The 15,410-nt window shown below is 54.8% G+C and carries 12 protein-coding genes; 10 read left to right on the top strand and 2 right to left on the bottom strand.

Translation table 11 applies throughout. The features are described from left to right. The first annotated feature begins 10 nt into the window (after positions 1–10). Positions 11–2,155 carry a PA5441 family protein gene (locus ACERJC_RS01270; RefSeq protein ID WP_373671667.1) on the top strand — a complete coding sequence of 715 codons (2,145 nt, stop codon included), beginning with the start codon at positions 11–13 and terminating at the stop codon, positions 2,153–2,155. Beyond that, the gene (locus tag ACERJC_RS01265) at positions 2,125–2,841 is read left to right on the top strand and encodes a DUF3142 domain-containing protein (protein WP_152405604.1); all 717 of its coding nucleotides are present in this window, start codon (positions 2,125–2,127) and stop codon (positions 2,839–2,841) included. Before ACERJC_RS01270 ends, ACERJC_RS01265 begins: the two co-directional genes overlap by 31 nt. Here the strand turns inward: ACERJC_RS01265 and cueR are convergent. Continuing rightward, complete coding sequence (gene cueR, locus ACERJC_RS01260; protein ID WP_046477086.1) at positions 2,838–3,248, bottom strand: Cu(I)-responsive transcriptional regulator; 411 nt, start codon at positions 3,246–3,248, stop codon at positions 2,838–2,840. The genes ACERJC_RS01265 and cueR overlap by 4 nt on opposite strands. A gap of 377 nt (positions 3,249–3,625) precedes the next feature. On the opposite strand from cueR, the gene ACERJC_RS01255 reads away from it, so the two are divergent. From ACERJC_RS01255 to ybaK, 7 genes are all read left to right on the top strand, one after another. After that, positions 3,626–5,020: an MFS transporter gene (locus tag ACERJC_RS01255; RefSeq protein ID WP_373670855.1), complete on the top strand. Its 1,395-nt coding sequence runs from the start codon at positions 3,626–3,628 to the stop codon at positions 5,018–5,020. Positions 5,021–5,124: 104 nt separating this feature from the next. After that, positions 5,125–6,156: a LacI family DNA-binding transcriptional regulator gene (locus ACERJC_RS01250; RefSeq protein ID WP_286632600.1), complete on the top strand. Its 1,032-nt coding sequence runs from the start codon at positions 5,125–5,127 to the stop codon at positions 6,154–6,156. A 10-nt stretch (positions 6,157–6,166) separates the two neighbouring features. Continuing rightward, a complete protein-coding gene (locus ACERJC_RS01245) occupies positions 6,167–7,150 on the top strand; it encodes a nucleoside hydrolase (protein WP_373670854.1) in 984 nt (327 codons plus the stop codon). A 63-nt stretch (positions 7,151–7,213) separates the two neighbouring features. Continuing rightward, positions 7,214–7,927 carry an MgtC/SapB family protein gene (locus tag ACERJC_RS01240; RefSeq protein WP_286632598.1) on the top strand — a complete coding sequence of 238 codons (714 nt, stop codon included), beginning with the start codon at positions 7,214–7,216 and terminating at the stop codon, positions 7,925–7,927. A gap of 121 nt (positions 7,928–8,048) precedes the next feature. Beyond that, positions 8,049–10,550 carry a copper-exporting P-type ATPase CopA gene (gene copA, locus ACERJC_RS01235; protein WP_373670853.1) on the top strand — a complete coding sequence of 834 codons (2,502 nt, stop codon included), beginning with the start codon at positions 8,049–8,051 and terminating at the stop codon, positions 10,548–10,550. Between the two features lie 153 nt (positions 10,551–10,703). Beyond that, positions 10,704–11,498, top strand: a complete 795-nt coding sequence (locus ACERJC_RS01230; protein ID WP_152405609.1) for a TraB/GumN family protein — start codon at positions 10,704–10,706, stop codon at positions 11,496–11,498. 201 nt (positions 11,499–11,699) lie between these two features. Then, positions 11,700–12,179 carry a Cys-tRNA(Pro)/Cys-tRNA(Cys) deacylase YbaK gene (ybaK, locus tag ACERJC_RS01225; RefSeq protein WP_373670852.1) on the top strand — a complete coding sequence of 160 codons (480 nt, stop codon included), beginning with the start codon at positions 11,700–11,702 and terminating at the stop codon, positions 12,177–12,179. Positions 12,180–12,286: 107 nt separating this feature from the next. Here ybaK and ushA read toward each other — a convergent pair whose 3' ends face one another. Continuing rightward, the gene (gene ushA, locus ACERJC_RS01220; RefSeq protein ID WP_373670851.1) at positions 12,287–13,939 is read right to left on the bottom strand and encodes a bifunctional UDP-sugar hydrolase/5'-nucleotidase UshA; all 1,653 of its coding nucleotides are present in this window, start codon (positions 13,937–13,939) and stop codon (positions 12,287–12,289) included. Positions 13,940–14,113: 174 nt separating this feature from the next. Here ushA and fsr point away from each other — a divergent pair, with 174 nt between their 5' ends. Continuing rightward, on the top strand, positions 14,114–15,334 hold the full coding sequence (gene fsr / locus ACERJC_RS01215) for a fosmidomycin MFS transporter (protein WP_152405612.1): 1,221 nt from the start codon (positions 14,114–14,116) through the stop codon (positions 15,332–15,334). The last annotated feature ends 76 nt before the right edge of the window (positions 15,335–15,410 follow it).

Raw genomic sequence — 15,410 nt, 5'->3', positions numbered from 1 at the left:
GAATCGCATGATGGTCAGGAAGACGCCTCTGGCATTAAGCTTTTGCGCATTACTGGCGAGTGCCCCGCAGGCATTCGCCTCGTTTGATATGGCAGACTGTACATGGAGCGACGCGCGCTGCCTGCTAAAAGGCGACCCTATTCTGACGCCTGATAATGATTCCCGTGACAACCTGTTGCGCCTGCTGAGTGAAGCAAAGTCACTTGCAGTGCCCGTTCAGTCGATGCCTGCCGATATCACCCGCTCACGCGATTTCTATTTTGCCTATCACCCGCAGTGGGATGACATTGATGTCCGGACGGACTCTCCGGCACAAACGCAGAACGCAGCAGACCCGATCGTCCAACAAATGGCCACGCTGCAGGTGGAGCCAATCGAATTCAAGCACGACGGTGAGCAGGAAAACCGTTTTGTCTCCAATAATGCCGACAGCGTCAGCCAGTTTTTTGCCGCGCTGCTGAACGATGCCGCGCTAACGGCAGAACAAAAGCAGTCGCTGGCACAGGCGCGTCTGGGGCTCTATTCCGGGGCCAGCGCAGAGCAAATTACGGGGTCCCTCGCCACGCTCCCGGCAGATTCACCTGCCCTGCTGTATAAAACCTACCTGACCGGAGCGGCCCATTTTTACGCGGGCGAGTACGACAGCGCGACGCAGGCCTTCACGCCACTGCTCACCAGCGATCGCCCGTGGCTGGCGGAAACCGCGCAATATATGCTGATGCGCACGGCGCTGAACAAAAGCAGCCAGAACAGCGTCGGCGAATATGGCGACTTTGATATCGCGCGAATAAACCGTGAAGACGCTTTACTTGCGCAAAAAGAGGCGCAGACCTATCTCCATCATTGGCCAGAAGGCCGCTATGCGGATTCCGCGCGTGGCATGCTGCGCCGCATCCATTGGTATTTGCAGGACTGGACAACGCTTGCAGGATTATATGAACAGGCGTTCCAGCAGGTCACCGATGCGCAAGCATTGCGGGAGCGGGTTATTGAATACGATAACGTCTATGGCATGCAGTTTTACGATCAATCCGTTCAGGATGCGTTCGCCGATGCCCCCCTCGTCAGCTACACCGAGATGCTGCGCGCCCTTCGCCTGAACAGCTACCGAAAGCCAACCCTGACGCAGGCCAAACTTGACGCCAGCAAACCGGTTTTTGACAAGCGCGGAAAACTGCCGCTGTGGCGCAATTTACAACTCAACCTGTGGCTGGCGACAGATAACTATGCCGCTATTCTTCAGGCAGTCACTCCGGCGCAAAAACTGCCGCCTCACGATATCCTCGCCTTCAGCGAACAGGTGCTCTACGGCGACGCGCTGATGGGACAAAAACAGTGGTCAGCGGCGCGCGATTTCTGGTCGACGCTACTGAAGCTCAGCCAGGATAACGAACAGCAGCAGTATGTGCAGGCAAAACTGGCGGCCACGCTGGTTTACAGCGGCAACGTGGCAGCGATTTTTGCCCCGGACAGCGCGATCACCAGTTTGCGCTACCGCTCCCGGGTACTGAAAACCGTGGCTACACCTGAACAGTTGCGCCAGCAGGTCAGCCAGGGGCCGAATAACGAAGAGCGCGCTATTGCGCTGCATACGCTGCTGGTGCGCGATCTCACTGAAAACCGCTTTAGCGACTGGCTAAAAGACCGAAAACTCGCCAGCGCCATCACGCAACCGGTTATCGGTGAGGCATTCGACGATGTCAATCTGAGTACGTTTGACTGGAACGGCGACGCCGCTGAAGCCGGTTACGTGTGCCGCAGCCTCAATGACACCGTCGGCACGCTGAGCAAGACGCCCGACGACGCCCATGCGCTGAACTGTCTGGGCGAGTTTTTCCGTACCTCGCAAACGCATGTCGACTTGTGGAAAGACAACGCAGGCAACGGCGAGCTGGAAACCGCTATCCAGCAGAAAGACCCTGTCGGACAGTTTAACCGCCAGCGTTATTATCAGCAGGTCATCGCCTCGCCGAAGGCCGAGCACGAAGACAGAAGCTATGCGCTGTATCGGGCTATCATGTGTTACGCCCCGTCCGGATCGAATGAGTGTGGCGGAGAAGAGGTGGACAAACAGCAGCGTAAAGGCTGGTTCACACAATTGAAAACGCAGTATCCGGGCAGTCCGTGGGCGCAAAAACTCAAATACTACTGGTAATTGCGCTACTGGCGGGACAGGCGCAGGCGGCTGAGACGGTTATCGCCCGCGAACACCCGGCCTTCTGGCTCTGGTCAGGCGTGAAAGCCAGCGATGAACTGAGCGCTGCTCAGACGGTCTATCTGCATCAGGGTGAAGTGTTAGTGCGGGCAAAGGGCGTGGCCTTTCAGCGTCTGGGACTTCCCGTCAGCCGTCTGACGTTTCCGTCCATCTGGCTTACCGTGCGTTTCACCACGCTCGACGTACCGGACGCGATTCCGGCACGCATCGTGCGACTGATGCAGCGCTGGCAGGCGGCGGGAAATCAGGTTGTGGGACTGCAGGTCGATTTTGATGCTGCGACGCATCAACTGGCCGACTATGCCCGCTTTCTGCGGGCATTGCGCCAACAGTTGCCCCCCGACTTTGCCCTTGGCGTGACCGGACTGCTGGACTGGGCGAAAACGGGCGACGTGGCGACGCTGAACGCGCTGCCGATCGATGAACTGGTGGTACAGAGCTATCAGGGACGACGCACGGTGGCGAATTATCAGGACTACCTGCCCGCTCTCGCCCGATTGCGTATTCCGTTTAAGCTCGGGCTGGTACAACACGGCAAGCGGGACAGCCAGGCGGAAGCACAGCTACGCGCATCCCCCTGGTATCGCGGCACGGTCGTCTTTATGCTCAACCCCGACGCGCGTTAAGCCTGCGCCTTGTGGTGGCAGCAGCCAGAAAGGTTTTCGATAATCGGGCATTCCGCGCTGTCATCCCCCGGGCACGACTCCGCCAGGGCCAGTAACTGCACGCGCATTGACTGTAATTCACTGATATGGCGCTCAATTTCCGCCACTTTCTCCAGCGTCCGCTTTTTGACGTCCGCGCTGTGACGACCCGGATCGTTGAACAGGTTCACCAGCTCGCCACACTCTTCAAGGTTGAATCCGACCTGGCGTGCCTGGCGCAGCAGCGTCAGCTCATTCAGATGCTGTTGCCCGTACGTGCGATAGCCGTTTTCACCCCGCAATGGCGGCGTGACCAGCCCTTTTTCTTCATAAAAGCGGATCGCTTTACTGGTTAAGCCGGTTTTTTTTGCTACATCGCTGATATTCACAAGTCCTCCGCACCTTACGCTGTGGCATGGCGTCATTATAACGTACTTGTTGCTGACACCACACACCCATCCCTGTTGATGCCAATAACCTCTTCTCATTTCATTGCTCATAGGCGATACCACTGCCACTTTCACGTTTTGTCCGTAGCCGCCGCTCGTTCGCACTTGATAGACAGTGAAGAACATCCAGGCTGGTGACCTTTTTCTGTAACAATTGCCTGTCATAAGTGATCGCTTTCTCAATTTTCACTCTTTCATCTTTCAATTCTACGCGGGTAGATTTATTAATCTGCGGTAAAAATATAATATCTACGCGAGTAGAACGTGAAGAGTACAAACCTGCGACTCATGTCGACAGATAACTTCAAGGAGTTCTTATGAACACGCATTCATCCTCTGTTTCCCTGACGGATAACCCACAGGCAGCTCAGGAGCGGCTGGAAACCCCCGAAGGACGCCGCGAGTTTTGGCGAGCTACATTTTCCTGCTGGTTAGGCACCACAATGGAGTATGCCGATTTTGCCCTGTACGGCCTTGCCGCGGGCATTATCTTTGGCGATGTCTTTTTTCCGGAAGCAACACCTGTCATGGCGTTACTTTCCAGCTTTGCCGCCTATTCTGTTGGGTTTATTGCTCGCCCTATCGGTGCATTGCTGTTCGGCTGGATAGGCGATAAACATGGTCGGAAGATTGTCATGGTTATCACCATTGGATTGATGGGCATGTCGACCATGCTAATAGGGTTAATCCCCAGCTACGCCCAGATTGGCGTCTGGGCACCGGTATGTCTGGTTATCCTTCGATTTTCTCAGGGCCTGGGAGCCGGCGCGGAGCTTTCTGGCGGTACTGTAATGCTCGGTGAATATGCTCCCGTTAAACGCCGTGGGCTGGTTTCTTCGATTATCGCTCTGGGCTCGAACAGCGGAACATTACTGGCTTCTCTGGTTTGGCTCATCGTTCTGCAAATGGACAAAGATGACTTACTGAGCTGGGGATGGCGTATTCCTTTTCTTTGCAGCATTCTTATCGCCGCTACCGCATTATTAATTCGTCGCCATATGCGTGAAACACCCGTCTTTGAACGTCAAAAAGCCCTCCTGCAGGCCGAGCGAGAAAAGGCGCTTCGCGAGGGAAAAGCACAGCAACAGCAAGATACACGCAGCTTCTGGAAACGGACCCGGGCGTTCTGGACCATGGTTGGATTACGCATTGGCGAGAATGGCCCCTCCTACCTGGCTCAGGGATTTATCATTGGCTATGTCGCTAAGGTGCTGATGGTGGATAAATCTGTGCCGACCGTGGCAGTGTTTATCGCATCGGTTCTGGGATTCGCCATTATTCCTCTGGCGGGTTGGCTGTCCGATCGATTCGGCAGACGTATCATCTATCGTTGGTTCTGCTTGTTACTGATCCTGTATGCCTTTCCGGCATTCATGCTGCTGGATTCTCGTGAGCCGTGGATTGTTATCCCGACGATCATTACCGGGATGGGGCTCGCTTCACTGGGTATTTTCGGCGTGCAGGCTGCATGGGGCGTTGAGCTTTTCGGCGTCACGAATCGTTATACCAAAATGGCATTTGCAAAAGAGCTCGGTTCCATTATGTCTGGCGGGACAGCGCCACTTGTCGCCTCTGCACTACTCTCGTTTTACGGACACTGGTGGCCAATCGCTCTCTATTTCGCCCTTATGGCCACAATTGGACTGGTGACCACGTTCTTTGCACCAGAGACCCGCGGGCGGGATCTCAACTTACCCGAGGATGCAATTTGAGGCCAAAGAACGTGATATGCGCGTTCTTTACCAAAGATTTTTGGGTCATAACGCCTTATGCTGTCTGGAAAAAATCACTCTGAATGCAATCAGGTAGGTGCCTCGTGACTCAATCACATTCACAACGCGTAACACGTTCTGACGTGGCAAAAGAAGCGGGAACGTCCGTCGCTGTCGTTAGTTACGTTATTAATAATGGTCCGCGCCCCGTTGCCGAAGCGACCCGGCAACGTGTACTACAGGCCATTAAGAAAACCGGTTATCGACCCAATGGCATCGCGCGTGCGCTGGCGTCAGGGAGTACACAAACTTATGGGCTTGTCGCGCCGGACATCTCGAACCCGTTCATCGCCTCTATGGCTCATGCTCTGCAACACGAAGCCTTTGCTGATGGCAAAGTACTCCTGCTGGGTGACGCAGGCGACAGCAGCTGCCGTGAACGTGAACTCATTAATAATATGCTGCACCGCCAGGTTGACGGGCTGATCTACACCAGTGTTGATCGCCATCCTTATATCAATTTGATTCAGGAGAGCGGTACCCCCTGCGTCATGCTCGATCGCGTGGATCCTGGACTTAACGTCAGCGTTATCCAGGTTGATGAACAAATGGCGGCGATGCAGGTAACACAACATCTGATTGATCACGGATACCGCGATATCGGCATCATCTGTGGTCCGCGTGAAATGCTGAATACTCAGGATCGTATCCGGGGCTGGCAGCAGGCGCTGGAAGCATCATCGTTAATGGTCAATCCCTCATGGATTTTTTCGACCAACTATACCCGCGCCGGAGGTTACGAGGCGACAAAACGCATGCTTCAGCGCCAACTGCCGCGCGCGCTGTTCGCAACGAATGAACAGCAGGCTCTCGGTTGTTTACGCGCCCTGGCAGAACACGGGCTGCGCGTACCTCAGGATGTTGCTCTGGTCTGCTTTAACGCAACACAAGAATCGGCTTACAACGTCCCTTCTTTAACCGCCGTCCGGCAACCTGTCGATAAGATGGCCCGTGCGGCAATAGACATGCTGAAAAATTGGGATGGAGAAGTTCGCCGCGTTGAATTTGAGTTTTACTTACGAACAGGAGAGTCGTGTGGCTGCCAGGGACATGAAGTACACCCCGAGACAAAGTGAAAATGAATCGATGCGTATAATTATTGATTGCGATCCGGGCAATGGCATTCCCGGCGCTAATATCGATGATGGTCTGGCGCTGGCGCTGGCCATTGCCGCGCCGCAAATCGCGCTGGAGATGATCACCACTGTCGCCGGAAATACGCCGGTAGACGTGGGATATGCCGTTGCTAAAGATCTCATTACGCAACTGGACATTCCCGTCGCTGTCTACCGTGGTGCCTCGCGTGCGCTGCGGGAAGATCCGCAGCCCTGGCGTGAAAAACTGGATCATGGTGTCGATCAGTTTGGCTTACGACAACTCTGGTCAGATGTTCCTGCCCCGGCATTGTGCCAGAAGGTAAAACCCCACGCGCCTGAGGCAATGGGTGAACTCATCTGTAATAATCCTGGCGAGATCACGCTGGTTGCTACCGGTCCCCTCACCAATGTGGCCATTGCCCTGCAGCTTTACCCGCAGATGGTTCACGCGGTCAAAAATATCGTCGTTATGGGTGGCGTATTCAATGTTCCGGGCTACCTGAAAGATACCAATTTTGGTCTGGACCCTGAAGCGGCTCATGCGGTACTCACCAGCGGCGCGCCAGTCACGCTGGTCCCGATGGATGTGACAACGCAAACCCAAATGCTTCACGCCGATTTAGATCGTCTGGCAAAAACAGAAAACGGGCTTAGCCGTTATCTGGCGCAAACCATTCGCCCGTGGATCACATATTCTATGCAAACCCGCAATCTGCCTGGATGTTGGATCCACGATGTTTTAACCGTTGCCTGGTTACTGGATCCCTCTCTTGCAACGACGGCTGAAGATTATCTGGATGTCTCTCTGGAAGGCATTACACGCGGTATGACTTGCCGCTATGGACGTGACACATTACGCCTCAATGTCGGGATCCCTGAACCAAAAGGTGCGCAGGTAAAAATTCTGCAGAGCATCGATAACCCGCGACTTATTTCGCTGATAGAGCACTATATCCAGACCTACGACGCATAGCGTTACGGGTCAGAAAAGGAGACCTTCGTATACGATTCAAGGTGAGTTTTTTCCGGAGGAAATATGAATACGTTATCCTTCCTCTTATTCGGTGAAGGAGAATCTCTCTTAATTACACTGGGCAAAATTTGCGTCGCGTTTATCCTGGGGGGAATCATCGGTCTTGAAAGAGAATCGAAAGGGAAGCCTGTCGGATTTAAAACGTGCGTCATTATTTCAGTCGCCAGCTGCGTTCTGACAATCGTCTCTATTCAGTCAGCAGAATACTACGCTGAAATCTCGATGAATATACGTAGCGACCCGATGCGGCTGGCCGCACAAATTATCAGCGGCGTAGGCTTTCTCGGTGCGGGTGTTATCCTTCATCGCCATGATGACGCCATCTCCGGGCTAACAACCGCAGCCATCGTGTGGGCTTCCGCGGGAGTGGGAATTACCAGTGGAGCCGGTTTTTATATGTATGCTCTGCTTGCCACAGGTTTGTTCCTGCTGGCCATAAAACTCAGCTATTTTGTTATCTTTTTACAAACCAAAAACCAATTGCCTGGCAAAGTAAAAATTCGCGTTATTCTTGATGAAAAAGCGGGGCTGCAAACGCTGATAGAAAGTATTAATCAGCAAAAGAACATTATTGAAGCCATTACTATCCGCGATGTTAAAAAGGGGAAAATAGAGGTCAACCTCAAAGTCGTGATTAGAAAAAAAATGACCTTGCCGGAACTCTACAGCAACCTTTCTACGCTCGAACACGTTTGTGCTATCGCACTGGAACACTGAATACTCAGGAAAAAACAAACTCCTTGACCTTCCCCTTGCGGGAAGGTTTACCCTTAATAACAGTTAGTCAATCAAGGTACAACGGTCAACCCTTATTGACCCGTTATAGAGGAGTGAAGTGATGTCTCAAACCATCGACCTGACCCTGGACGGCCTGTCCTGCGGTCACTGCGTCAAACGCGTAAAAGAGAGTCTTGAGCAACGTCCGGACGTGGAACAGGCGGAGGTCACCGTGACCGAAGCGCACGTTACCGGTACCGCCAGCGCCGAAGCGCTAATCGACACCATCAAACAAGCTGGTTATGGCGCAGAGTTAAGCCACCCAAAGGCTAAACCGCTGACGGAGTCATCAATCCCGTCGGAAGCGCTGGCAGCGGTCCCTCCTGAGCTTCCGGCAGCGACGGTTGAAGATGACAGCCAACAACTGCTGTTAAGCGGCATGAGCTGCGCCAGCTGTGTTTCCCGGGTACAAAATGCGCTGCAAAGCGTTCCTGGGGTCACGCAGGCACGGGTAAACCTTGCGGAACGTACTGCGCTGGTGATGGGCAGTGCGTCCGCTGCCGATTTAGTCCAGGCGGTGGAAAAAGCGGGCTATGGCGCAGAGGCGATTGAAGACGATCTCAAACGCCGCGAACGCCAGCAGGAAACCGCCGTCGCGACGATGAAACGCTTCCGCTGGCAGGCGATTGTCGCCCTGCTGCTAGGTGTGCCAGTGATGGTCTGGGGGATGATGGGCGATAACATGATGGTGACCGCCGACAACCGCAGCCTGTGGCTGGCGATTGGTCTGGCGACGCTCGCTGTAATGGTCTTTGCGGGCGGCCATTTTTATCGCAGCGCGTGGAAGAGCCTGATGAACGGCACCGCCACGATGGATACTCTGGTCGCCCTCGGCACCGGCGTGGCCTGGTTGTACTCGATGAGCGTCAATCTGTGGCCACAGTGGTTCCCGATGGAAGCACGCCATCTCTATTATGAAGCCAGTGCGATGATCATTGGTCTGATCAACCTCGGACACATGCTGGAAGCGCGGGCGCGTCAGCGCTCGTCTAAGGCGCTGGAAAAATTACTCGATCTCACGCCGCCAACGGCGCGGGTGATTACACAAGAGGGTGAGAAGAGCGTGCCGCTGGCAGACGTTCAGCCGGGTATGCTGTTGCGCCTGACCACCGGTGACCGCGTGCCGGTTGACGGTGAAATCACTCAGGGCGAGGCATGGCTGGATGAAGCGATGCTCACCGGCGAACCTATCCCGCAGCAAAAAGGGGAAGGCGACAGCGTGCATGCCGGTACCGTCGTGCAGGATGGCAGCGTGGTGTTCCGCGCCAGTGCGGTAGGCAGTCATACCACCCTGTCGCGCATTATCCGCATGGTGCGCCAGGCGCAGAGCAGTAAACCGGAAATTGGCCAGATGGCCGATAAGATTTCCGCCGTATTTGTCCCGGTCGTGGTGCTGATCGCGCTGGTGAGCGCGGGTATCTGGTACGTCTTTGGTCCGGCCCCACAAATTGTCTATACCCTGGTGATCGCCACTACGGTACTGATCATCGCCTGTCCGTGTGCGCTGGGTCTGGCGACGCCAATGTCGATTATTTCCGGTGTGGGTCGTGCGGCTGAGTTTGGCGTACTGGTGCGTGATGCCGATGCGCTGCAACGCGCCAGCACGCTGGATACGGTAGTCTTCGACAAAACCGGGACGCTGACCGAAGGCAAACCACAGGTGGTGGCGGTTAAAACCGTTGGCGGCATTGACGACGCGCAGGCGCTACGGTTGGCTGCGGCGCTTGAGCAGGGCTCCAGTCACCCGCTGGCGCGGGCGATTCTCGACAAAGCCGGTGATAGCGCACTGCCTCAGGTTAACGGTTTCCGCACCCTGCGTGGATTAGGCGTCAGCGGCGAAGCGGAAGGTCATACGCTGCTGCTGGGCAACCAGGCACTGCTGAACGAGCAGCAGGTTGACACTCGCGAACTGGAAGCCGAGATTTCTGCCCAGGCTTCTCAGGGCGCCACGCCGGTGCTGCTGGCGATTGACGGCAAAGCGGCGGCGCTGCTGGCCGTGCGCGATCCGCTGCGTAGCGACAGCGTGGCGGCCCTTCAGCGACTGCACCGCGCCGGATATCGCCTGGTAATGTTAACCGGCGATAACCCGACGACGGCCAACGCCATCGCCAAAGAGGCGGGGATTGATGACGTGATTGCTGGCGTTCTCCCGGACGGTAAGGCCGATGCCATTAAGCGTCTGCAAAGTCAGGGGCGTCAGGTGGCGATGGTCGGTGACGGCATCAATGACGCACCGGCGCTGGCACAGGCCGATGTCGGAATTGCAATGGGCGGCGGCAGTGACGTGGCGATTGAAACCGCCGCGATCACGCTGATGCGCCACAGCCTGATGGGCGTGGCGGACGCGCTATCTATCTCCCGAGCCACGTTGCGCAATATGAAGCAGAACCTGCTCGGCGCGTTCATTTATAACAGCATCGGGATCCCCGTGGCGGCCGGTATCCTGTGGCCGTTCACCGGAACGCTGCTGAACCCGGTGGTTGCCGGAGCGGCGATGGCGCTGTCGTCCATTACCGTGGTGAGCAACGCTAACCGACTGCTGCGCTTTAAACCGAAAGAGTAAGCGATGCCGGATGGCGCTGACGCTTATCCGGCCTGCTGCGTTAATGTGAAACGACCAGGCCGGATGAGGTGCTTTAGCACCGCCATCCGGCAATTCACACATTGCACCTTACCTGACCACGCGCTAGCATGGTTGTCTACTTAGGGAGGTCGCATGGATCTGTTTTACCGGGTAAAAACATTTTTCGCTGGGCTAACCGGCAATCGCTATACCTGGCCCGCCATTGACGTTTCGTTGCCCGGCAATCGCCACTTCCACCTGATTGGCAGTATTCATATGGGCAGCCGCGACATGTCTCCCCTCCCTGCCAGACTGCTTAAAAAGCTTCACAACGCCGATGCGTTAATTGTTGAGGCCGATGTCTCCGGTAATGACAGTCCCTTCGCCGACTTACCCGAGTTTACCGCGCTGGAAGAACGCCTCAGCGAGGAACAGTTGCGCAATCTGCATCGCGCGACCGATGAACTGGGGATCTCCCCGGCCCTGTTTTCGACGCAACCGCTGTGGCAAATCGCGATGGTGCTACAGGCCACTCAGGCGCAGCAGTTGGGATTACGCCCGGAGTACGGCATTGATTATCAACTGTTGCAAGCCGCGAAGAAGGCAGAAAAACCGGTGATTGAACTGGAAGGCGCATCCAGCCAGATTGCGCTGTTATGCGAACTGCCGGATAACGGGCTGGCACTGTTGGACGATACGTTGACGCACTGGCACACCAACGCCCGGCTACTGCAACAGATGATGAGTTGGTGGCTGAAAGCGCCGCCGCAGGACAACCACCTGACGCTTCCGAACACCTTCAGTCAGTCGCTGTACGATGTGCTGATGCATCAGCGTAATATCGCCTGGCGGGATCGCTTGTCGGCACTGCCTGCGGGTCGCTACGTGGTGGCAGTGGGTGCGCTACACCTGTATGGAGAAGGGAATCTGCCGGAACTGATGCGATAAAAAAGTGGCCAATATTTCTATTGGCCCGTCAAAGAGGAATTTCATCATTATTATTATGCCGCCGCTTAACGCGTCGGTGTATGTCGATTGTCGCTCAAACTCTGCATCCTGCCAACATAATTGCGCAAGATGGTACTATTTTTTAGACAATCATCAGAGGTACGCTTGACTTGTCATTTGGTTTAGCCAGGAAAAATTACTATGACACCCGCAGTTAAATTACTCGAAAAAAACAACATTACGTTCAGGATCCACACCTACGATCACGATCCCGCCGAAACCAACTTCGGTGATGAGGTGGTGCGCAAATTAGGGTTTAATGCCGATCGGGTGTACAAAACGCTGCTGGTCGCGGTGAATGGCGATATGAAACATCTGGCGGTTGCGGTTACGCCGGTCGCTGGACAACTGGATTTGAAAAAAGTCGCCAAAGCGCTCGGCGCGAAAAAAGTCGATATGGCCGATCCGCTGGTGGCGCAACGTACAACCGGATATCTGGTCGGCGGCATTAGCCCGCTGGGACAGAAAAAACGCCTGCCGACGCTTATCGATGCGCCAGCCCAGACGTTTGACACCATTTTTGTCTCAGGCGGCAAACGCGGACTGGACATTGAACTGGCGGCGGGAGATTTAGCCACTATTCTGGAGGCTAAATTCGCCGATATCGCCCGCCGGGACTAAGCGATTTTAGAATGATGGCCTGACGGCGCTACGCTTATCAGGCCTGGAAACCGCACTGACCTGTAGGCCGGATAAAGTACCAGCACCGCCATCCGGCACTCCCCCTGTTATTGCCAGTTGGCTTCCCCCTTCGGCTCATACGCACTGGCATCCAGCGGTGAATTTTTTTGGATGTATTCCTTCAGCACTTCCGCATCGATAAACCCGGTGTTGACGTACCCCGGTTTGTTATCAATACGCGGATAGCCGTCGCCCCCCGTCGCGTTAAAACTGAGCGTCGCCATACGGTAGGTTTTCGCCGGGTCAACCGGCTCGCCGTTAATTTTCAGATCGTTGAGTTTGCCGCCTTTCGCGACAAAACTGACGTTAGCAAACTGCGGATAAGCGCCGGAATCCGGCTTCATCTGCGCCACGGCCGTCAGGTAGTCCGTCACGTCCTTGCCGTTCATATCGGCATACACCACCACGTTGCCGAACGGTTGTACCTTCAGCACGCTTTTATAGGTGATATCCCCGGCTTCGATCGAGTCACGAATCCCACCGCCGCTCATGACGCCGAAATCCGCACCGGTGCGCGCCATTTGCGCAGCCAGAATAAGATGTCCCATGTTGGTCTGCACAAAGCGGACCTTGCTACGATCGCCTTCCAGTCGGTCATTCACCGCACCGATTTTCACATCCAACTGGGCTTTTCCTTTATTCTGGAACGGTGACAGCAGCGAGAGCATCTGCGCATTCTCAGCGATTTCCGGGGTGTAAAGTACGTGCTCACTTTTCCCGTCTTCCCAGGTCACTTTCTTCTTCAGGTTCACCGGGATCAGCTGATAGTTGACCATTTTCATCTCGCCGTTACGGAACTCAAAGTCCGCACGACCAACATATTTTCCCCACTCGTGAGCCTGCACAATCCAGATCCCGTTCTGTTTGTCCGGCGCGCACGGCGTACCGGGCACATAATCCACCTGTTTCTTGTTTTCTTCTGCCATGCACACCGGGTCCTGTGAGTGACCACCCACAATCATCGCCAGCGCTCCGGCGGGCAGACTACGCGCCATTTCGACGTCGCCCGGCGCGTTCGAGCCGTGGTTGCCGTTGTCATAGTGCCCCATGTGGGTGGTTGCAATAATGACGTCAGGCTTTTCATTCATCTGCAATTCCTGAATTACCACCTTTGCCTCTTCCGCTGGCTTGCGGAATTCAATGTCGGTGAAAAATTCAGGGTTGCCGATCTTCGCCGTGTCATCGGTGGTCAGACCGATAACCGCGATTTTCAGATCCTGGCGCGTAAAGATGGCCCAGGGTTTAAACAGGCGCTCGCCGGTACTTTTCTGGTAGATGTTGGCCGAGAGAAACGGGAACTTCGCCCACTTCTCCTGCTGACGCAGGACGGTAAGCGGATTATCAAATTCGTGGTTGCCAACCGCCATCGCGTCATAGCCCATCAGGTTCATCCCACGAAAGTCAGGCTCAGCATCCTGTAGATCTGATTCGGGAACGCCGGTGTTGATGTCCCCACCGGACAACAGCAGGACGCTGCCCCCTTCGGAAGCCACCTCGCGACGGATACCGTCCACCAGCGTTTTTTGCGCCGAGAGACCGTACTCGCCGTATTCGCTGCGCCAGAAATGGCCATGGTGATCGTTGGTATGCAGAATGGTGATTTTATAGGTTTTATCTTTTTCATAAGCCTGAGCAGGCTGACTTGCCAGCGTGAATGCGGCGAACAGTGCTAACGCCACACCCCGTTTCAAAAATTTCATGTTTCTCTCCCTGACTCCATTTCAACCGCAGAAATTACAATTATCTGAAATAATAGTCGAATAAGTTTTCAGAATTGAGACTTCCTTCAAACCTCGTCCGCAGGTATGTTAGTCAGGTAATAATCACAATGACGATATTCCCCTACATCGCAAATCAGACAGAAGTGACTTTCTATGGCAATGAGTGAACAAACCCAGCCAGCACCTGGTGCGTCTGCGCCAGTCGCTAAAGCGCGTACGTCGTTCGGCATTTTAGGCGCGATCAGCCTTTCTCACCTGCTTAACGATATGATCCAGTCGTTAATTCTGGCGATCTATCCGCTATTACAGTCCGAATTTTCACTGACCTTTATGCAGATAGGGATGATCACCCTGACTTTCCAGTTGGCCTCTTCGCTACTGCAACCGGTGGTCGGCTACTGGACCGATAAGTACCCGATGCCATGGTCGCTGCCAATTGGCATGTGCTTTACGCTGAGCGGTCTGGTGCTGTTGGCGCTGGCGGGCAGTTTCGGTACCGTGCTGTTGGCCGCGGCGCTGGTCGGGACCGGCTCTTCGGTATTTCATCCGGAATCCTCCCGTGTGGCGCGCATGGCCTCGGGCGGACGTCACGGCCTTGCCCAGTCCATCTTCCAGGTGGGCGGTAACTTCGGCAGTTCCCTCGGCCCCTTGTTGGCGGCGGTGATCATCGCCCCTTACGGCAAAGGTAACGTGGCCTGGTTTGTCCTCGCCGCCCTGCTGGCGATTGTGGTACTGGCGCAAATCAGCCGCTGGTACGCCGCACAGCATCGTATGAGCAAGGGCAAACCCAAAGCGACAGTTATCAATCCACTGCCGCATAATAAGGTCGTCCTCGCTGTCAGCGTCCTGCTAATCCTGATTTTCTCGAAATACTTCTATATGGCGAGTATCAGCAGCTATTACACCTTTTATCTGATGCAAAAATTCGGATTATCGGTACAAAACGCGCAATTTCATCTCTTTGCCTTCCTGTTTGCGGTCGCGGCAGGAACGGTAATTGGCGGGCCTTTAGGCGATAAGATTGGTAGAAAATATGTGATTTGGGGCTCTATCCTCGGTGTCGCGCCGTTTACGCTGATTTTGCCTTATGCCACCCTGCACTGGACCGGTATTTTAACGGTGATCATTGGTTTTATCCTCGCATCCGCATTTTCCGCCATTCTGGTCTATGCTCAGGAGCTGCTACCGGGTCGTATCGGCATGGTTTCTGGTCTGTTTTTTGGCTTTGCCTTCGGGATGGGTGGCCTGGGAGCCGCTGTGTTAGGCCTGCTCGCGGACCATACCAGCATCGAATTAGTCTATAAAATCTGTGCTTTCCTACCACTTCTGGGGATACTGACCATATTCTTACCTGATAACCGACATAAAGCCTGAGTTTCCTGCGGCTAAAGCTAAACTTTAGCCGCACGCTACGCCTGTAACCATAAGCCTTTGCTCTGTCTCCTGCCCA

Source organism: Citrobacter telavivensis (genome assembly GCF_041807075.1).
In the GTDB taxonomy this organism is placed as follows: Bacteria; Pseudomonadota; Gammaproteobacteria; order Enterobacterales; family Enterobacteriaceae; genus Citrobacter_A; species Citrobacter_A telavivensis.
This window is presented reverse-complemented; position numbering and strand designations above follow the sequence as displayed.